This is a genomic window from Pseudoclavibacter sp. RFBB5 (genome assembly GCF_002931555.1).
In the GTDB taxonomy this organism is placed as follows: domain Bacteria; phylum Actinomycetota; class Actinomycetes; order Actinomycetales; family Microbacteriaceae; genus Pseudoclavibacter.
This window is the reverse complement of the sequence record NZ_PSTZ01000007.1, coordinates 527,517-544,948: the sequence shown is the minus strand read 5'-3', so window position 1 is coordinate 544,948 and position 17,432 is coordinate 527,517. Positions and strand designations below refer to the sequence as shown.

Genomic DNA, 17,432 nt, shown 5'->3' with positions numbered 1-17,432 from the left:
CGGCCCTGATGCCGAGTTTAGAGCCGACCGGAGCCGAGGAACCCGCAGTGGACCCGTCGATCGCTCGCGTCACAGCGACTGTCGCCCGTCCCACCGGCCCGGCCGCGCCCGAGACCAGTGCCGCATAGCATGTGAGCGTGACGTATCCCAATCACTTTCCTCACGCGACCTTCTCGGGTGCACTCGGAGTCAGCGGCGGAGGAGGCTATGTGCCCGCCACTGCCGAGATCGGCGACGGCTGGATGACGTTGTGGGCCCTCGCGCCAGAAGGGTGGACCGTCGTCGTCCGCGCACCTGCATCCCAGGCCACGGTGACGTCGAGGGCGCAGAGCATCCATCTCGCCGTCGGGGGAGTGAAGTACCCGCTGCTCGCCGACCCTGGTGCCGTGAACCGCGCACTCGGGTACACCACCGCAGGCGCAGTCGCCGCAGTCCTCGACCGTCCGATGGCTGGCGCCGCAGCGGATGTCGGCGCCCTCCGGAATCAGATCTCGGCCGCGTCTTCCTGGAGCGCCGGCGGCGGACCGCAGTTCCTGGACGCGGCACGCCAGTCCGGCGCGCGCGTCTCACGCCTCGGTTACGGCGCTATCGCCGCCATCGGCTGCGGCACGGGCATCGCGGTCGTCGTCGTCGTCACGGTGCTGACCGTCTTCGCGGTCAACTTCTGAGGGCGGCCGGACCACAGTGGGTCCGTGCCGTTCCGAGGAGCAATCGCGAGAAAGACAGAAACCCCGGCGGACGAGACTTGATGTCTCGACGACCGGGGTTTCTCGCGGTGGGTGATGCGGGACTCGAACCCACGACCTCTTCCGTGTGAAGGAAGCGCGCTACCAACTGCGCCAATCACCCGCGACGAGGACTAATCATGCCACAGAATCCGGCGGGGGATGAGCACGCGGCACTGAAGTGCCGAACCGTGTCGCCGTGTCGTCCACGTGCACGAGTCAGTCGTGCACGCCCCGGGACTGCGGACGCGCTTGCAGCGCCTCGAACGGCACCCTCCGGCGACTGTTCGCACCAGCCCCTCGTGCAGGAGACCCAAGACGCCCGCCGCGGCTTGCCGTTCTGACCAGGACTTTCGGCGAATTACACCGGTGGATTTTGTATCGCGGCTCGAGTTCCTATAGAGTCATTCTCGCGCTGGTCAAGCCGGAACGGAAGTTCCCGAGACAAGCGCGATGCGGATGTGGCGCAGTGGTAGCGCATCACCTTGCCAAGGTGAGGGTCGCGAGTTCGAATCTCGTCATCCGCTCGAGTGTGACTCAGTCTGGTGGTAAACACCAAACGGAGTTTGCACGGGTTTCAACCCACAACACGGTGACGTGGCCGAGAGGCGAGGCAGCGGCCTGCAAAGCCGTCCACACGGGTTCGAATCCCGTCGTCACCTCGCAATGGGCGATTGGCGCAGCGGTAGCGCGCTTCCCTGACACGGAAGAGGTCACTGGTTCGATCCCAGTATCGCCCACCATTGAGAAGAAGGCCCCTGAATTTCAGGGGCCTTCTTCGTGTCCGCCGTCACTGCCGAACAAGCGGAGGATCCTCACCATGACATCCGCGAGGAATACGACACGCTCCGCAGCCGCAGGCAGTCAGCGCTCGAGACTCGAGGAACGCTACTTCCGGCGCATGGCGGCCGCCGTCGACGAGAAGACCGAGCTCACCCACTGGCTTCGCGGTGGACGCATTCTCGACATCGGCGCCGGCGGGGGAGAGCTGGCGGCCAGGATCGCAGCACTTCCTGACGTCGACGACGTCATAGCGCTCGACGACTCCGCCGACGCGGTCGCCCACTTGCGTGCTATCCCCGGCATTACGGTGCGGTCAGGGACCGCCGAGCAGCTTTCGGAACTCGGGTTGCGCGACCTCGACGGCATCGTCATGAGCTCGGTGCTGCACGAGATCGCCTCGTACAACCCGCGGGGACCAGAGCACGGTCGACAGGCTGCGCTAGCGAACCTCGCCGTCATCGGGACGGCGCTCGCCCCTGACGGGGTGCTGATCATCCGCGACTTCGTCATGCCGAGCAACCCGGACCGGCCGCTGACGCTCGTCACCCCGGGACGGGATGGGGACGATCTGCTCGGCGCCTACCGGGAGCAGGTCCCAGTGCCCGAGCTCGCGGACTTCACCGCACGCGGCCCCCACACGTTCATGGCGACAGCGCGTGCTGTCACGGAGGCGCTCCTCACGGTCAGCTGGGGTAAGGGGTCGCTGCCGAGAGAGGCCCAGGAGCAGTACTGCCAGTTCGAGCTCGACGAACTCCCACACGCGGTTCTGGCCATGGACCCGGAGCTGTCGCTCCGGCACAGGGAGACGTGGATCCAGCCCGGGTATCGACAGCACCTCGCGGGCTGGACTGTCCTCGAGGAGGACGGGACGCCCTGGTTCCCGGACACGAAGGCCGTCTGGGTCTTCGAACGGAGTCAGGCGAGGGCCCACAACGGCGGCCGGGATCGCCGAGCGCTCACGCCGTGAGGTCCCGTTCGAGTCGGAGAACGCCGAGTTCGCCATCGACGGTGAATTCCCCGTCGTCGAGGCGGCGGGCCAGACTCGTCAACCAGGCCCCGTAGGAGACTGCGATCGGAGCAGGAGTCGGTCCGTCGATCGGCAGCCAGATGACCTGCCCACGTTGGCCTGCGGGGAGCGGATCGAGGTCCACGGCGTGACCCGTCCCGTCAGAATCCGTGAAGCGGAGCCAGCCGCTGCTGTTCGGAATCGCTCGCACCCGATCCGGAGACATCCACGAGTACTCCGTCGAGCCCACATCGTCGCCGAGCGCTTCGGACCGCACGCGGTGATCTTCGAGCATTGCCTCGATGCTCAGGAAGGTCAGGTAGTCGAAGAGATCGAGGAGCTGCGTCGGGTTGTCCTGCCCGTCATGAATGCGCAGGCTCGCCACCAGTTCGTCTGGCAGGTCACCGACTGCGCCTGCAAGCTGGTCAAGCGAAGCGTCGTCTGCGCCGGGACGCAACGTGTCAGCGACGGCGGGGACGCGACGGCGCAGGACGCGCTCGATCGTCTCCCAGGCCTCTGCGATGTGCGGCATCTCGGCCATGAGCCCAATCCTCTCTTCGTGTGTGGACCTGCAAGGTGCCCGGTTCTTCCGGGGAATGACTCAGTCGCTCCACTCCCACACTGTCGTGCGGCCCCTGAGCTTGACGCCCGTCGTGTCGGTGGTGACCCGCACGACACCGGTTCCCTCGAGCCAGCGTCGGAAGTTCGGGCGATCGTACGGCTCCGATTCCAGCGCTGCGCCCAGCGCGAGGGCGGTGCCAGAGGTGAACTTCTCGCCGAGCAGCGCTCGCGTGACATCCCAGTCCCGCCAGAGGATCTCACCGAGCCTCACACGCGCCGCCTCTACGATCACCGTGTGGTCGAAGGGCAGGCGCGGCGCGTCGTCGAGCGGATGCCAGACCAGTTCACCGGCACGGGTACCCGGTTCGAGGAACACGAGACTCGCGAGGGAGATCGTCGCACTGCGTGGGTCGCGCATGGTGCCGTCGAACCAGCCGAGCTGGCGGGTGAACCGCACCTCGGGTTCCGGGATACCGGCTTTCGTGCGCATGGCACGCAGCACTGGGCCCGGCCCGTGCTCGCCCGCAAGCAGGAGCACCCCCGGAAGGGCCTCGACGCCCGCATGCGGGTCGTACTGTCGCACCGCCAGACCGAACTCCAGCCGCTCGTCGCGATATCGCACGGGCAGTGCATCCATCGCGACGAGCGGCTGATCGTACGCTTCGCTCAACGCAGCACCGTCTGTGCGGCCAGCACCGCGCGAACGTCGGAGAACGTGTGACGGCGAACGAACGCCCCGTCCTCCCACACGGTCTGCAGGAGGGACTCGGCCTCCTCCGCGGGCGTGGCGCGCTCGATGAGGCGCATCCGAGCGTCTGCGTCTCGGACGACGGCGAGTCGCCCCGTGGCGCTCTTCTTCGTTCCGCTGTCGGTCACTGGATCCTTCCGGATGTCGACGCCGCGACCATCGACTCGAATCCACGTCGCCTTGATCGCGGACATGAACGTGTCCCTGGTCTGGTACTGGTACCCGAAGCTTCCCATGCCGAAGACGACGTTTCCAGATGCGAAGCCCTTCGCCGCGAGTCGCCCCGTGATGCGCACAGCACGCTCGCGGGTGATGGAATCGCCGTAGATCGCGCCGATGTGCGGGTCGAGCTCCCGGAAGCCCGCGGCATTCACGGTGCCGCCGAACGTGTCCCAGAGGAGCTCGATGACCCCCTTCCGCTCGGCCGTGCCGACGTCCCGGCCCTCGTCCTCGACTCCGCACAGGATGTCGACGGGGTCACCGGAGTCCGGCCGGATGACGAGCTTGCCGTCACGCGCGAGCACCTCCTGCTTGAGGGCGGGCAGGTACTCGGTGAGGACGCGCCAGAGGTCGAACGTGTCGGAGACCACGGAGACGATGCCACTCGGGTACAGGTGCAGGAGCCGCTCGAACAGCTCACGCTCACCCACCGTGGCGATCCCGGCGCACATCACGGAGTGCTCGGTCGCCGGCACGCTGCCGGCGACGAACTCGCCGCCGTAGTGGCGTTCGATCCAGTCGATGGACACGAGGGAGTCGGTTCCCGTGAAGCTCAGCAGGTGCGCTGCGCCGCTCATCGCCGCAGTCTCGTTGGAGGACATGCCGCGGTAGGAGAAGTCGTGTCCCTGCCAGTCGACGGCTGCGGCCGGGGTGCCCGTCCTGGCCGCTGCTACCTCGAGGGTCTCGCGCATCGCCCTGGCGAGCGTCGCCGTGGTCGAGGCCTGCCAGATCTCCGCGCTCAGGACCGTCTCGACGTAGTTCGTCAGCCAGAAGAAGTCGGGGTGCGTGTTCTCGATCGTGAAGCTCGGGATGCGCAGCGGCACCGCAGTGCCTTCCGGCACGGCGCAGAACCGCAAGGGGAGGAACCCGAGCCGGTGCAGTGCGCGGACGTGCGCGCTCCCGATCGTGTTCGGGCCGAGGATGCGCGCGAGTCGCGCCTCGTAGGCCGCGCAGACCTCGTCCTCGTCGGCGTCGAAGAAGACGCGGAACGAGTCAGCGTAGCGCTCGAGGAACGCCTGCAGCCCGAAGTGCACGACGGCCCCGATGTCGGCGATGCGGGATCCGCGGTTCGTGTAGTTGGAGTAGACGCCCGTGACGTTCCCCGCGAGTCCGTACTGCTGCAGGTGGCCGAGCTTGTACGCGTCCGTCTGGAAGAGGGGAGCGATTGCCGTGAAGTCCATGGTCGTGCCTTTCTGGTGGCGTGGTCGAGGTCGTCGTCGCGCTGCTCAGCGCTCGACGAAGGGGGCAAGGATGTTACGAATCGAGAGCACCTTGGTCGCCACACCTTTGCGAGCGGAACCGGGGTGCGAATCGGTGGTGATGATCTCGGCAAAGTGCTGGCGCAGGGCAGGCGCATCCCCGGAGAACACGCCGTGGCTCACAAAGAGGGAGAGCCGCTCGCGATTCAGGCCCGTCGCCTCTGCAAGTCCTCTGAACGTGCCGCCGCCGTCGCAGATGTCGTCGACCACAAGCAGTCGTCCGTGCTCCGGCAGCTGCTCGCAGCTGAAGCCGGAGAGTCTGCCCGTGGCGAAGTCGCGGTGCTTCTGTGCACGGAAGAGCGGAAGATGCAACGCGTCGGCCGCAGCCTGCGCACGGGTGACGGCGCCCGCGTCCGGCGCGATGACGCCCGTGAAGTCGTGGGTGTCGCCGACACGACCGATCGTGGCACGACGGATGTACGGTGCGGAGCCGATCACCTTGACGTTGTCGATCAGCGCCGGCGCGACTCGGGAGTGGGGGTCGAAGACGATCACCTGGTCGAGCCGGAAGCTGTTGATGAGCTCGGCGTAGACCCTCGCGCCGAACGGCACGCCGCGGTCGGCCCGGGCCGCGGGCAGGTACGGGAGGAGGGCGACGGCGCGGTGCCCGAGCCCGTGGGTGTAGTCGGCCCACATCCCGAGGGCAACGAGGTCCGACGGGTCAGCACCGGTCACGGTGGCGTAGGCCGGCACCTCCTCAAGGGAGTCGGGCACGACGAGGGAGACCTCGCCGCCCGGGAAGCGCATGGTGCGGATGGCGCTCGTGGCCTTCCAGCCGGAAGGCATCTGTGCTTGGAAGTGGATGCTCATGACTCGAGCATACGCCCTATTCGTAGATTTACGAATAGATGTCGGCGAGTGACCTGGGAGGGACACGAAGAAGGCCCACCCGGATGATCCGGATGGGCCTTCGAGCACGTGTGGGGTCAGGTCACACGCGACGGAACTGATTGACGAGCGGGCAGTCGAACGGATCGCGTGCCTGCAGGCCGACGCGGTTCAGGTACTCGATCACGATGCCGTACGACTTGATGAGCGTCGTCTCGGTGTACGGCACCTCGAGGTTCTGGCAGTGCTCGCGGATGATCTCGCGAGCTCGAGCGAGGTGCGGACGCGGCATGCTTGGGAAGAGGTGGTGCTCGACTTGGTAGTTGAGACCGCCCATGAGCGCGCTGGCCCACCAGCCACCGCTGACATTGCGGGACGTGAGCACCTGCTTGCTGAAGAAGTCCATCTTGACGTCTGCCGGGATGATCGGCATGCCCTTGTGATTCGGCGCGAAGGAGGCGCCCATGTAGACGCCGAAGACGGCCATCTGCACGGCGACGAACGCGAAGGCCATGCCGACGGGCAGGAGCCAGAAGATGGCGCCGAAGTAGATCGCGAAGCGCACTGCGATCATGGTGAACTCGACCCAGCGACCCTTGATCGGCTGTCGCGTGAAGAGCGACTTGATCGAGCGGAAGTGGAGGTTGTAGCCCTCGAAGGTGAGCAGCGGGAAGAAGAGGTAGCCCTGCTTGCGCGTGATCAGTGCGAGGAGACCGGTCTGCTTCCGGGCGTCTTCCTCGGTGAACGAGATCGTGTCGAAGTCGATGTCAGGGTCTTTGCCCATCTTGTTCGGGTTCACGTGGTGCTTCGTATGCTTCGTCATCCACCAGCTGTAGCTCATGCCGACGACGCCCGCCGCGAGGAAGCGACCGAGGCGGTCGTTGCCCGGGCCGGACTCGAGCACCTGTCGGTGCGAGGCCTCGTGCGCGATGAACGCGAACTGCGTGAAGATGATGCCGAGCGCCGCGGCGATGAGCAGCTGGAACCAGCTGTCGCCGAGCAGGATGAAGCCGGTGATCGCGCCACCCAGGGCGACGATGAGGCCGGCAGCCAGCATTCCGTAGAACCAGCGAGTGCGCTTGAGTAGGCCCATCTCACGGATGACCTTCGACACTGCGCTGTAGCTCTGCGTGACGGACTTCGCTCCCGGTGTGCGGGGCTTCGTGGTTCGGACGCGACCGAGACCCTGAAGCGGGCCTGAGGCCTGGGGGAGCGCAGAAGATGAAGTCGTGATGTGAGGATCCCCTCGGTCGGCAACCTTCGGTTGTTCGTACGCCAAAGGCAGTCCGCCGATCGCTGACTTCAGGCTAGCCGGATGTGCCGCCTTCTTGGCTGTGTATCTGCACGCGTCGCGTCACCCAGCGTCTTCACACGCGATGTATCTCGACCCGGCGTATCTTGTTCCCATCACGGATCGCGCCGAGCGGCGCACTTGGAGGAACCATGTCTTCGACGGGCAGCAGCGCAGGTGCGAACACGGGCGAGCCGAGGGGCGGTCGAGTGCGCGACTCCGCGAACTCGGGAGCGCGCGTGCAGGCCGTGCAAACGGGGCTCAAGAAGGTCGTCACGGGTCGCGAGAGCGTCATCAAGGAGCAGGCGGTGAAGCTTGCCGAGAAGCTCGACGTGAAGACGGACGGGCGACACCATCAGAAGATCCGACTCGCGCTCCTCGCCTTGAACAGCCTCGTGGACACGCTCGGCAGAGACGGCACGGCCGCCTCAGAGAAGAAGAGTTCCGCTCGTGACGAGGGCACGGACCCTGCCGGGAACTCGAAGCGGCCCACGACGACATCAGCGAGTTCGGACGAGCCCGAGGACATCGGCACCTTCACCGCCAAGGGAAACCGTCCCGCGAAGTAGGGGAACTCGTTCGTCGCGCGTCGACCGGTGCTCGGCGTGAGCCGGTGCCGCGATAAAGTGGTCGCTTGATCATGCCTAACGACAAGGAGCATCGTGACCAGCGATCCCGTTGACCTCGAGACCGAACCCCGCCAGAGCGATGCCGGCGGCGCGACGACCACCGGATTCGAGCTCTTCACCGACCGCTCCGTCGTCGCGATGAAGCTGGACGGGGAGCTCGTGGACCTCGCCCGCGAGGTACCGGAGGGCGCAGTCGCAGAGCCGGTCACGATTGACAGCGAAGAGGGGCTGAGCATCCTCCGCCACTCCGCCGCGCACGTCATCGCGCAGGCCGTGCAGAAGATCAACCCGGACGCCAAGCTCGGTATCGGTCCCCCCATCACCGACGGCTTCTACTACGACTTCGACGTCGAGACCCCGTTCACGCCGGAGGACCTCAAGGCCATCGAGAAGGAAGCCCAGCGCATCCAGCGTCAGGGCCAGCGCTTCGTGCGACGCGTCGTCACCGACGACGAGGCGCGAGCGGAACTCGCGAACGAGCCGTACAAGCTCGAGCTCATCAGCATCAAGGGGTCCGGCGCGAACGCGGACAACGAGTCCGTCGAGGTCGGGGCCGGTGAGCTGACGATCTACGACAACGTCGACCCGAAGACCGGCGAGGTCTACTGGAAGGACCTCTGCCGAGGCCCGCACGTGCCGTCGACTCGCATGCTCAGCAACGGCTTCGCCATCCTCCGCTCCGCCGCCGCCTACTGGCGCGGATCAGAGAAGAACCCTCAGCTGCAGCGCATCTACGGCACCGCGTGGCCGACGAAGGACGAGCTGCGCGCCTACAAGGAGCGCATCGAGGAGGCCATGAAGCGCGACCACCGTCGCCTCGGCCGCGAGCTCGACCTGTTCAGCTTCCCCGACGAGCTCGGCTCCGGGCTTCCGGTCTTCCACCCCAAGGGCGGCATCATCAAGCTCGAGATGGAGGAGCACTCCCGCAAGCGCCACGTGCAGGAGGGCTACAGCTTCGTCTCGACCCCGCACATCACGAAGGGGCGCCTCTACGAGATCTCGGGCCACCTCGACTGGTACCGCGACGGCATGTACCCGCCGATGCGCATCGACGAGGAGGTCGACGAGGCGGGCAACGTCACGAAGCAGGGCCAGGACTACTACCTGAAGCCCATGAACTGCCCAATGCACAACCTGATCTACAACCAGGGCGCGCACTCGTACCGCGAGCTGCCGTTGCGCATGTTCGAGTTCGGCACCGTCTACCGCATGGAGAAGTCCGGGGTCGTGCACGGCTTGACCCGTGCCCGCGGTTTCACGCAGGACGATGCGCACATCTACTGCACGCGTGAGCAGATGCGCGACGAGCTGTCGAGGACGCTCGAATTCGTGCTCTCGCTCCTCAAGGACTACGGCCTCGACGACTTCTACCTCGAGCTGTCGACGAAGAACCCGGAGAAGTTCGTCGGAGACGACGCGACCTGGGAGGAAGCGACTCGCACGCTCGAGGAGGTCGCGACGGCGTCGGGGCTCGACCTGGTCCCCGATCCGGGCGGAGCGGCCTTCTACGGGCCCAAGATCTCGGTGCAGGCCCGCGACGCCATCGGTCGCACCTGGCAGATGTCGACCATCCAGCTCGACTTCAATCTCCCCGAGCTCTTCGACATGGAGTACGCGGCCCCCGACGGCACGCGTCAGCGGCCCGTCATGATCCACCGAGCGCTCTTCGGGTCCATCGAGCGCTTCTTCGGCGTGCTCGTCGAGCACTACGCCGGTGCGTTCCCGGTCTGGCTCTCGCCGGTCCAGCTCGTCGCCATCCCTGTCGCCGAGCAGTACGGGGACTACCTGCAGGGCATCGTCGACGAGCTGCGTTCACACGGCGTCCGCGCGGAGCTCGACGCCTCAGATGACCGCATGCCCAAGAAGATCCGCAACCACACCAAGGCGAAGGTGCCGTTCCAGCTCATCGCCGGCGAGGACGACCGCGCCGCCAAGACGGTCTCCTTCCGGTTCCGCGACGGCACGCAGCGCAACGGCGTCCCGATCGAGGACGCGATCCGTCTCGTCCGCGGGGCTGTCGACGAGCACCTGCTCGTGAACACGGCAGAAGACCTGGCATGAGCGCCCTCGGGTTCCCGGACGGCGAGCTGGATGGTCTCGAGATCGAGCGCTCCACCGACTTCGCCGGGGTGCCCGACTCGTTCCAGCGGCTCTGGACGCCGCACCGGATGGCGTACATCCAGGACGGGCAGGACCCGGCCGCGGACGCCTGCCCGTTCTGCGTCGGGCCCACGATGGACGACGAGAAGTCGCTCATCGTGGCCAGGGGCGAGCACGCGTTCGTGGTCATGAACCTGTACCCGTACAACTCCGGCCACCTGCTCGTCTGCCCGTACCGCCACGTCGCGATGTACGACGAGGCCACGGAGGACGAGGTGCTCGAGATAGCACACCTCACGCAGACCGCGATGCGCGTGCTGCGTGAGGTCTCGAACGTGGACGGCTTCAACATCGGCATGAACCAGGGCCGACTGGCCGGGGCTGGGATCGCCGGGCACCTGCACCAGCACATCGTGCCGCGGTGGCAGTTCGACGCCAACTTCTTCCCGATCATCGCCAAGACGAAGGCGTTCCCATCGCTCCTCGGAGAGACCAGGCAGGCTCTCGCGGACGCTTGGCCGCGGGACTGACATCCAGCGTTTTCATTGGGCAGTCGCCCAACCATGCGTCGACCGCGCCGCGTCTACACTTGAGCACACTTCACACCCGAACCGCCTCGCACTGACTGCGCGCGGAGACTAAGGACATCATGAGCGAACGCACTGCCACCTCTGTCGGCGCCGACGGAACCGTCGGCTCCAACCGCGTCAAGCGCGGACTTGCCGAGATGCTCAAGGGCGGCGTGATCATGGACGTCGTCACCGCCGAGCAGGCTCGCATCGCCGAGGACGCTGGCGCCGTCGCCGTCATGGCGCTCGAGCGCGTTCCTGCGGACATCCGCGCACAGGGCGGCGTCGCGCGCATGAGCGACCCGGACCTCATCGAGAGCATCATCGCCGAGGTCTCCATCCCCGTCATGGCGAAGGCCCGCATCGGGCACTTCGTCGAGGCACAGGTGCTGCAGGCCCTCGACGTCGACTACATCGACGAGTCCGAGGTGCTGAGCCCTGCTGACTACGTGAACCACATCGACAAGTGGCAGTTCACGACGCCCTTCGTCTGCGGCGCCACGAACCTCGGCGAGGCCCTGCGTCGCATCAACGAGGGTGCCGCGATGATCCGCTCCAAGGGCGAGGCCGGCACGGGAGACGTCTCCGAGGCGACCAAGCACATCCGAAAGATCCGCGGCGAGGTCGCGGCCCTCACCTCGATGACGCGTGACGAGCTCTACGTCGCGGCCAAGGAGCTGCAGGCGCCGTACGAGCTGGTGCGCGAGATCGCTGAGACCGGCAAGCTGCCCGTCGTGCTCTTCACCGCCGGAGGCGTCGCGACGCCCGCCGACGCGGCCATGATGATGCAGCTCGGTGCCGACGGCGTCTTCGTCGGCTCAGGCATCTTCAAGTCCGGCAACCCCGCCCAGCGAGCCGCCGCGATCGTCAAGGCGACCACCGCGTTCGACGACCCCGCCGTCATCGCGGCAGCCTCGCGCGGGCTCGGCGAGGCCATGGTCGGCATCAACGTCTCCGACCTGGCTGCCCCCCACCGCCTCGCAGAGCGCGGCTGGTAGCAGGTCGTTGGCAGCTCCCACGGTCGGCGTCCTGGCGCTGCAAGGCGACGTCCGTGAGCACCAGCAGGTGCTCACGGACCTCGGCGCCGAGGTCGTGCTCGTCCGCACGCCGGCGCAGCTCGAAACCGTCGCCGGTCTCGTCATCCCCGGTGGGGAATCGAGCGTCATCGACAAGCTCTCGCGCATCTTCGACATCGCCGAGCCCATCACGACGCGGATCGCGTCAGGGATGCCGGTGCTCGGCACCTGCGCCGGACTCATCATGCTCGCAGACACCGTGCTCGACGCCATCGACGGGCAGCGGAGCTTCGGCGGGCTCGACGTCGCCGTCCGCAGGAACGCCTTCGGATCGCAGAACCAGTCGTTCGAGACCGAGCTCGACGTTCCCGAACTGGGCGGGCCAGCGGTTCATGCCACGTTCATCCGCGGCCCCGTCGTGGAGACGGTGGGCGACCGAGCCCGGATCATGGCCGCGCTGCCGGACGGCCGCGTGGTGGCGGTGTCGCAGGGGAACCTGCTCGGCACCTCGTTCCACCCGGAGATGAACGGCGAAACGCGCTTCCACAGGTACTTCCTGGATCGCGTCACCGATCACGCCGCCTGACCAGACCTATTCACGCCCCGACTCGAGAGAAGCCAGGAGACGAACATGGCGAGACGCCGACCGAGCAGAGCCGCGCGGAGCAAGCAGGTCAGCGATTCGCTCGCCGCCTTCATCCGCGACGCGCCGTCGTCCTTCCATGCGGCGGCTGAGGTGGCCAGGCGGCTCGAGGACGCAGGCTTCACCACCCTCGACGAGCGCGAGGAATGGCCGCAGGACGCAGGAGGGTACGTCGTCGTGCGTGATGGCGCCGTCATCGCCTGGCGCGTCCCAGAATCCACCACTCCGACGACGCCGTTCGCGATCGTCGGAGCGCACACGGACTCGCCCGGGTTCAAGGTCAAGCCGACCCCCGAATCGTCAGCGCACGGCTGGCAGCGCCTCGAGGTCGAGGTCTACGGCGGTCCGCTGCTCAACTCCTGGCTCGACCGCGAGCTTCGAGTCGCGGGGCGTCTCGCGCTCGCCGACGGCACGACGGTGCTCGCGGCCTCGGGACCCATCGCGCGCATCCCGCAGCTCGCCATCCACCTCGACAGGGGAGTGAACGAGCGCGGTCTTGTCCTCGACCCGCAACGGCACACGCACCCCGTACTCGGGCTCGAGGCGGCGGGCGGCGTCGTAGCGGCTCTCGCAGAGAGCGCGGGCGTGGATCCGGAGACGATCGCCGGCTTCGACCTCTTCCTCGCCGACGCGCAGGAAGCGCAGCTCTTCGGCCATGGAGAGGCGCTGCTCGCCGGCGCTCGCCTCGACAACCTCGTCAGCGTCCACGCGGCCACCACCGCACTCGTCGAGACGGTCCCGAACGGCGTGATCCCCGTCATCGCGGCGTTCGATCACGAAGAAGTCGGGTCCGCGAGCCGGTCCGGGGCGGCAGGTCCCTTCCTCGGCGACGTCCTCGCACGCATCCAGGAGGGACTCGGTGCGGGACCCGCGCAGCAGCGGCGCGCGCTCGCAGCCTCGTGGCTCGTCTCCAGCGACCTCGGCCACAGCGTGCACCCGAACTACCCGGAGAAGCACGACGACGAATCCCGGCCGATCGCGGGAAAAGGCACGCTCCTCAAGCTGAACGCCAACCAGCGGTACGCGACCGATGCCAGGGGGAGCGCGCTCTGGCACGGCGTCTGCCAGAACGCGGGCGTCGCCGTGCAGCCGTTCGTCTCCAACAACGCGCTGCCGTGCGGCTCGACCATCGGCCCGATCTCAGCCACCAGGCTGGGCATCTCGACCGTCGACGTCGGCATCCCCATCCTCTCCATGCACTCGGCACGCGAGCTGGCGGCCATCGCCGACATCGAAGCCCTCGAACGCGCACTGGCGGTCTTCCTGGCCGGAGCCTGGCCAGAGCACGCGTAAGCCGGCTCGCCTCGAGCAGGCGCAGCCCAGGAGCACGAGTAAACTGGGGACAGACCGCGCGCCGACGACGACCGGTCGTGTCCCGATTCTTGGGCAACGGTGTCGGCGCGCACACGATCAGAAGCAGGCGCCCGCCTCCGGCGAGACGCGCGAGAACAACGGAGAACACATGTCCGGACACTCCAAGTGGGCGACGACGAAGCACAAGAAGGCCATCATCGACTCGCGCCGCGCGAAGTCGTTCGCCAAGCTCATCAAGAACATCGAGGTCGCCGCCAAGATCGGCGGCGCTGACGTCGCAGGAAACCCCACGCTGGCCGACGCGATCCAGAAGGCGAAGAAGACCAGCGTCCCGATCGACAACATCAACCGCGCCGTCAAGCGCGGGGCGGGTCTGACCGGCGAATCGATCGACTACACGACCATCATGTACGAGGGCTACGGCCCCGGAGGCATCGCGCTCCTCATCGAGTGTCTGACCGACAACAAGAACCGCGCAGCCGCCGAGGTGCGCACCGCCATGAGCCGCAACGGCGGGAACATGGCAGACCCGGGCTCGGTCGCCTTCAACTTCGAGCGCAAGGGCGTCATCGTCGTCCCGCACGAGGAGACGCCCACCGAGGACGACATCCTCGAGGTCGTCCTCGACGCTGGCGCCGAAGAGGTCATCGACCACGGACACGTATTCGAGATCCGCACCGAGGCGAGCGAGATGGTCGGCGCACGCGCGGCCCTGCAGGCCGCCGGCATCGACTACGACTCCGCGGACGCCGAGTTCGTCCCGAACGTCAAGGTCGAGGCCGACGCTGAGACCGCACGCAAGGTCTTCCGCCTCGTCGACGCCCTCGAGGACAGCGACGACGTGCAGAACATCTTCACCAACATCGACGTGTCCCCAGAGGTGCAGCAGCAGCTCTCGGAAGACGACGAGTAGTCCGAGTGCCGCGGCGCATCCTGGGCATCGATCCGGGTCTCACCCGCTGCGGCCTCGGCATCGTCGACGTGCACGGGCGACAGAGGGTCGAGTTCGTGCACGTCTCGGTCGTCACGTCATCACCTGCTGACGAGCTGCCACGGCGCCTTCGGCTCCTCGCCGACGGCATCGAGGCGATCCTCGACGAGTACACGCCCGATGCCATCGCGCTCGAGCGCGTCTTCGCGCAGCAGAACCTCCCGAGCGTCATGGGTGTCGCCCAGATCTCCGGGGTCGTGCTCGTCGCCGCCGAGCGCCGGGGCATCGCGGCCGCCCTGCACACTCCCTCGGAGGTGAAGGCGGCAGTCACCGGCTACGGATCTGCCGAGAAGAAGCAGGTGGGCACGATGGTGCAGCGCATCCTGCGCCTGGACGACATCCCCAAGCCCGCCGACGCGGCCGATGCACTGGCCCTCGCCATCTGCTCGGCCTGGAAGACCCCGCTGGGAGCCGCCGCGGGCAGCGCTGCCGAGGCGGCCCCGCTCCGGCGAGCCTCAGCAGCTGCCGGGCGCACGCCTGATGCGCCGACGGCGGCGCAGAGCGCGTGGCTCGCCGCCGAGCGTGCCGCGAAAACTCGCGGCCGCCGCGTACGGTAGACCGGTGATTGCTTCCCTCCGCGGCCAGGTGCTGTACCGAACCGCCACCACGGTCACGATCGAGGCCGCCGGTGTCGGCTACCAGGTCTTCGTGACTCCGGCCCACGCACTCCAGCTGCGCCTGGACGCCGAGGTGCTGGTGCGCACGCACCTCGTCGTGCGCGAGGACGCGTGGACCCTGTACGGCTTCCAGCGACCCGAGGAGCTCGAGATCTTCGAGCACCTCATCACGGTGACCGGCGTCGGACCGAAGTCGGCGCTCGGAGTGCTCGCGCACCTCGAGCCGGAGCAGGTCGCACGCGCCGTCGCCGAGGAGGACGTCAAGGCCTTCACCGCAGTGAGCGGCATCGGCCCCAAGACGGCCAAGCTCATCATCCTCTCCCTCGCCGGCAAGATCGCTCTCGCTCTCTCCCCGAGTCCTGCGGCTGGCGAGCCAGTCGCCCAGAGCGGTTCGGCGGCACTGCGCCGCGACGTCGTCGAGGCGCTGCTCGGCCTCGGCTACGCGGAACGCCAGGCGGCTCCCGCGGTCGAAGACGCCGCGAAGGCGCTCGACGGTGAGGACCCTGACGTCGCTGCGCTGCTGCGCGCGACGCTGAAGCTCCTCGGACCCGCGGGGAGCCGCTCGTGACCGACGTCTCGCGCATCCCCGAGTCACCGGAATCAGAGGCGGAGATCGCCTTCGAGGGGGCGCTTCGTCCCGCGAACCTCGCCGAGTTCGTCGGCCAGGCGAAGGTTCGCGTGCAGCTCGAGCTCCTGCTCAAGGCAGCGGCCATGCAGAGCCGGACGCCCGACCACATCCTGCTGGCCGGCCCCCCGGGACTCGGCAAGACGACGCTCGCCCTCATCGTCGCGGAGGAGACGGGGCAGCCCATCCGCCTGACGAGCGGCCCGGCCCTCCAGCATGCCGGCGACCTCGCGGCCGTGCTTTCGAGCCTCGTGCCCGGCGAGCTGCTCTTCATCGACGAGATCCATCGGATGGCGCGCACCGCCGAGGAGATGCTCTACCTCGCGATGGAGGACTTCCGGATCGACATCATGGTTGGCAAGGGGGCCGGGGCGACCAGCGTGCCCCTCGAGCTCGCCCCCTTCACCGTCATCGGCGCCACCACCCGCGCCGGACTCCTGCCGAACCCGCTCCGAGACCGCTTCGGCTTCACCGCCCACCTCGAGTTCTACGAGGACGGGGAGCTCGAGCGTGTCCTCGCGCGCGCGGCTCGCCTCCTCGATCTCCGGGTCGACGACGCGGCGCTCGCCGAGATCGCGACCCGCAGTCGGGGAACGCCCCGAATCGCGAACCGGCTCCTGCGGCGAGTCCGCGACTACGCGCTGGTCCACGAGACCGATGCAGACGAGCAGGCCGTGCAGCACGCGCTGCTCGTCTACGACGTGGATGCGCTTGGCCTCGACAGGCTCGACCGGGCCGTCCTGCAGGCGCTCATCGATCGCTTCGCCGGGGGACCGGTCGGCGTCAAGTCGCTCGCCGTCTCCGTCGGCGAGGAAGCAGAAACGGTCGAGAGCGTCGTCGAGCCGTTCCTCGTCCGCACGGGACTCGTCACGCGAACGCAGCGGGGCCGCGTCGCCACGCAGCAGGCCTACGCGCACCTCGGCCGGGCGCTGCCGGGCGGCGCCGTGCCGCAGGGGCCCCGCCTCGATATCTAGTCCTCCCGCCAACCTTCGATCACTGGCTGAGCGACATCCGCACGACCGCGACGTACACTAGATGCGTTTGCCGTCGTTCCGGGCGTGCATAGTCGTAGTACGGACTGCCAGAAAGGCACCCACATATGGATCTCACGCTCCTTCTTCCCCTCGTCCTCCTCGGCGTCATGATCTTCTTCATGTGGCGCAGCAACAAGAAGAGGACCCAGCAGCAGCAGGAGATGCGCAGCAGCGCCGTCATCGGCGCAGACGTCATGACGCAGAGCGGCGTGTACGGCACCATCGTCGACATCGACGAGGACAACAACATCACGACGATCGAGTCCGAGCCCGGCACGCGCCTCCGCGTCCACTCGATGACGATCGCGAACATCCTCACCCCGTCCGTCCCGGACGACGCCTCCGCGCTCTCCGTCGAGGAGACGGTGGAAGAGTTCCCCGCCACGGAGCCCGAGCACCGCGACGCCGCGGACGCAGACCGCCGCGACGGCGACAACGGCTCCGAGTCCGGACCCAACACCAACAAGGCGTAGG

18 protein-coding genes and 4 tRNA genes are annotated in these 17,432 nt (G+C 67.5%); 16 read left to right on the top strand and 6 right to left on the bottom strand.

Translation table 11 applies throughout. The annotated features are described in order from the left end of the window. Window positions 1-209: 209 nt before the first annotated feature. Window positions 210-668: a hypothetical protein gene (locus C5B97_RS10480; protein ID WP_104311994.1), complete on the top strand. Its 459-nt coding sequence runs from the start codon at window positions 210-212 to the stop codon at window positions 666-668. A 108-nt stretch (window positions 669-776) separates the two neighbouring features. On the opposite strand, the gene C5B97_RS10475 is transcribed toward C5B97_RS10480, so the two are convergent. After that, window positions 777-849 (bottom strand) — tRNA-Val (locus C5B97_RS10475). A 331-nt stretch (window positions 850-1,180) separates the two neighbouring features. On the opposite strand from C5B97_RS10475, the gene C5B97_RS10470 reads away from it, so the two are divergent. The 4 genes from C5B97_RS10470 to C5B97_RS10455 all read left to right on the top strand — a co-directional run bounded on the left by C5B97_RS10470 (window position 1,181) and on the right by C5B97_RS10455 (window position 2,475). Next, window positions 1,181-1,252, top strand: a tRNA-Gly gene (locus C5B97_RS10470). A 64-nt stretch (window positions 1,253-1,316) separates the two neighbouring features. Next, window positions 1,317-1,387, top strand: a tRNA-Cys gene (locus C5B97_RS10465). A gap of 6 nt (window positions 1,388-1,393) precedes the next feature. Further along, a tRNA-Val gene (locus C5B97_RS10460) sits at window positions 1,394-1,468 on the top strand. A gap of 77 nt (window positions 1,469-1,545) precedes the next feature. Continuing rightward, a complete protein-coding gene (locus C5B97_RS10455; RefSeq protein ID WP_146080787.1) occupies window positions 1,546-2,475 on the top strand; it encodes a hypothetical protein in 930 nt (309 codons plus the stop codon). Here C5B97_RS10455 and C5B97_RS10450 read toward each other — a convergent pair. From C5B97_RS10450 to C5B97_RS10430, 5 genes are all read right to left on the bottom strand, one after another. Continuing rightward, on the bottom strand, window positions 2,465-3,055 hold the full coding sequence (locus C5B97_RS10450) for an SMI1/KNR4 family protein (protein ID WP_219819795.1): 591 nt from the start codon (window positions 3,053-3,055) through the stop codon (window positions 2,465-2,467). The genes C5B97_RS10455 and C5B97_RS10450 overlap by 11 nt on opposite strands. Before the next feature lie 60 nt (window positions 3,056-3,115). After that, a complete protein-coding gene (locus tag C5B97_RS10445) occupies window positions 3,116-3,745 on the bottom strand; it encodes an NUDIX hydrolase (protein ID WP_146080786.1) in 630 nt (209 codons plus the stop codon). Beyond that, complete coding sequence (locus C5B97_RS10440) at window positions 3,742-5,223, bottom strand: nicotinate phosphoribosyltransferase (protein ID WP_104311991.1); 1,482 nt, start codon at window positions 5,221-5,223, stop codon at window positions 3,742-3,744. The genes C5B97_RS10445 and C5B97_RS10440 overlap by 4 nt, the downstream gene beginning before the upstream one ends. Window positions 5,224-5,268: 45 nt before the next feature. Further along, entirely contained in the window at window positions 5,269-6,111 is an 843-nt protein-coding gene (locus tag C5B97_RS10435) for a phosphoribosyltransferase family protein (RefSeq protein ID WP_104311990.1), read from the bottom strand. Window positions 6,112-6,232: 121 nt separating this feature from the next. Further along, window positions 6,233-7,243, bottom strand: a complete 1,011-nt coding sequence (locus C5B97_RS10430) for an acyl-CoA desaturase (protein WP_258068132.1) — start codon at window positions 7,241-7,243, stop codon at window positions 6,233-6,235. Between the two features lie 329 nt (window positions 7,244-7,572). On the opposite strand from C5B97_RS10430, the gene C5B97_RS10425 reads away from it, so the two are divergent. The 11 genes from C5B97_RS10425 to yajC all read left to right on the top strand — a co-directional run bounded on the left by C5B97_RS10425 (window position 7,573) and on the right by yajC (window position 17,431). After that, complete coding sequence (locus C5B97_RS10425) at window positions 7,573-7,989, top strand: hypothetical protein (protein WP_104311989.1); 417 nt, start codon at window positions 7,573-7,575, stop codon at window positions 7,987-7,989. 198 nt (window positions 7,990-8,187) lie between these two features. Then, a complete protein-coding gene (gene thrS / locus C5B97_RS10420) occupies window positions 8,188-10,110 on the top strand; it encodes a threonine--tRNA ligase (RefSeq protein ID WP_104312581.1) in 1,923 nt (640 codons plus the stop codon). Continuing rightward, complete coding sequence (locus C5B97_RS10415) at window positions 10,107-10,679, top strand: HIT domain-containing protein (protein ID WP_104311988.1); 573 nt, start codon at window positions 10,107-10,109, stop codon at window positions 10,677-10,679. The genes thrS and C5B97_RS10415 overlap by 4 nt, the downstream gene beginning before the upstream one ends. Before the next feature lie 119 nt (window positions 10,680-10,798). Beyond that, window positions 10,799-11,716 carry a pyridoxal 5'-phosphate synthase lyase subunit PdxS gene (pdxS, locus tag C5B97_RS10410; RefSeq protein WP_104311987.1) on the top strand — a complete coding sequence of 306 codons (918 nt, stop codon included), beginning with the start codon at window positions 10,799-10,801 and terminating at the stop codon, window positions 11,714-11,716. 7 nt (window positions 11,717-11,723) lie between these two features. Continuing rightward, window positions 11,724-12,320 (top strand): pyridoxal 5'-phosphate synthase glutaminase subunit PdxT, encoded by a 597-nt coding sequence (pdxT, locus tag C5B97_RS10405; RefSeq protein WP_104311986.1) that lies wholly within the window; start codon window positions 11,724-11,726, stop codon window positions 12,318-12,320. A 45-nt stretch (window positions 12,321-12,365) separates the two neighbouring features. Further along, entirely contained in the window at window positions 12,366-13,670 is a 1,305-nt protein-coding gene (locus C5B97_RS10400) for a M18 family aminopeptidase (RefSeq protein ID WP_104311985.1), read from the top strand. Between the two features lie 169 nt (window positions 13,671-13,839). Continuing rightward, window positions 13,840-14,604, top strand: coding sequence for a YebC/PmpR family DNA-binding transcriptional regulator (locus tag C5B97_RS10395; protein WP_104311984.1), 765 nt, complete (start codon window positions 13,840-13,842; stop codon window positions 14,602-14,604). A 5-nt stretch (window positions 14,605-14,609) separates the two neighbouring features. Then, on the top strand, window positions 14,610-15,239 hold the full coding sequence (ruvC, locus tag C5B97_RS10390; protein WP_104311983.1) for a crossover junction endodeoxyribonuclease RuvC: 630 nt from the start codon (window positions 14,610-14,612) through the stop codon (window positions 15,237-15,239). Between the two features lie 4 nt (window positions 15,240-15,243). Continuing rightward, entirely contained in the window at window positions 15,244-15,867 is a 624-nt protein-coding gene (gene ruvA / locus C5B97_RS10385) for a Holliday junction branch migration protein RuvA (RefSeq protein ID WP_104311982.1), read from the top strand. Then, window positions 15,864-16,898: a Holliday junction branch migration DNA helicase RuvB gene (gene ruvB / locus C5B97_RS10380; RefSeq protein ID WP_104311981.1), complete on the top strand. Its 1,035-nt coding sequence runs from the start codon at window positions 15,864-15,866 to the stop codon at window positions 16,896-16,898. Before ruvA ends, ruvB begins: the two co-directional genes overlap by 4 nt. 125 nt (window positions 16,899-17,023) lie before the next feature. Further along, window positions 17,024-17,431 (top strand): preprotein translocase subunit YajC, encoded by a 408-nt coding sequence (yajC, locus tag C5B97_RS10375; protein ID WP_104311980.1) that lies wholly within the window; start codon window positions 17,024-17,026, stop codon window positions 17,429-17,431. Window position 17,432 lies beyond the last annotated feature (1 nt).

Coding starts and splice junctions, on each gene's coding strand:
- thrS (WP_104312581.1), top strand. CDS start 8,188: ATGAAGCTGGACGGGGAGCTCGTGGACCTCGCCCGCGAGGTACCGGAG.
- C5B97_RS10395 (WP_104311984.1), top strand. CDS start 13,840: ATGTCCGGACACTCCAAGTGGGCGACGACGAAGCACAAGAAGGCCATC.
- C5B97_RS10440 (WP_104311991.1), bottom strand. CDS start 5,223: ATGGACTTCACGGCAATCGCTCCCCTCTTCCAGACGGACGCGTACAAG.
- C5B97_RS10400 (WP_104311985.1), top strand. CDS start 12,366: ATGGCGAGACGCCGACCGAGCAGAGCCGCGCGGAGCAAGCAGGTCAGC.
- C5B97_RS10425 (WP_104311989.1), top strand. CDS start 7,573: ATGTCTTCGACGGGCAGCAGCGCAGGTGCGAACACGGGCGAGCCGAGG.
- C5B97_RS10455 (WP_146080787.1), top strand. CDS start 1,546: ATGACATCCGCGAGGAATACGACACGCTCCGCAGCCGCAGGCAGTCAG.
- C5B97_RS10450 (WP_219819795.1), bottom strand. CDS start 3,055: ATGGCCGAGATGCCGCACATCGCAGAGGCCTGGGAGACGATCGAGCGC.
- C5B97_RS10415 (WP_104311988.1), top strand. CDS start 10,107: ATGAGCGCCCTCGGGTTCCCGGACGGCGAGCTGGATGGTCTCGAGATC.
- C5B97_RS10435 (WP_104311990.1), bottom strand. CDS start 6,111: ATGAGCATCCACTTCCAAGCACAGATGCCTTCCGGCTGGAAGGCCACG.
- pdxS (WP_104311987.1), top strand. CDS start 10,799: ATGAGCGAACGCACTGCCACCTCTGTCGGCGCCGACGGAACCGTCGGC.
- yajC (WP_104311980.1), top strand. CDS start 17,024: ATGGATCTCACGCTCCTTCTTCCCCTCGTCCTCCTCGGCGTCATGATC.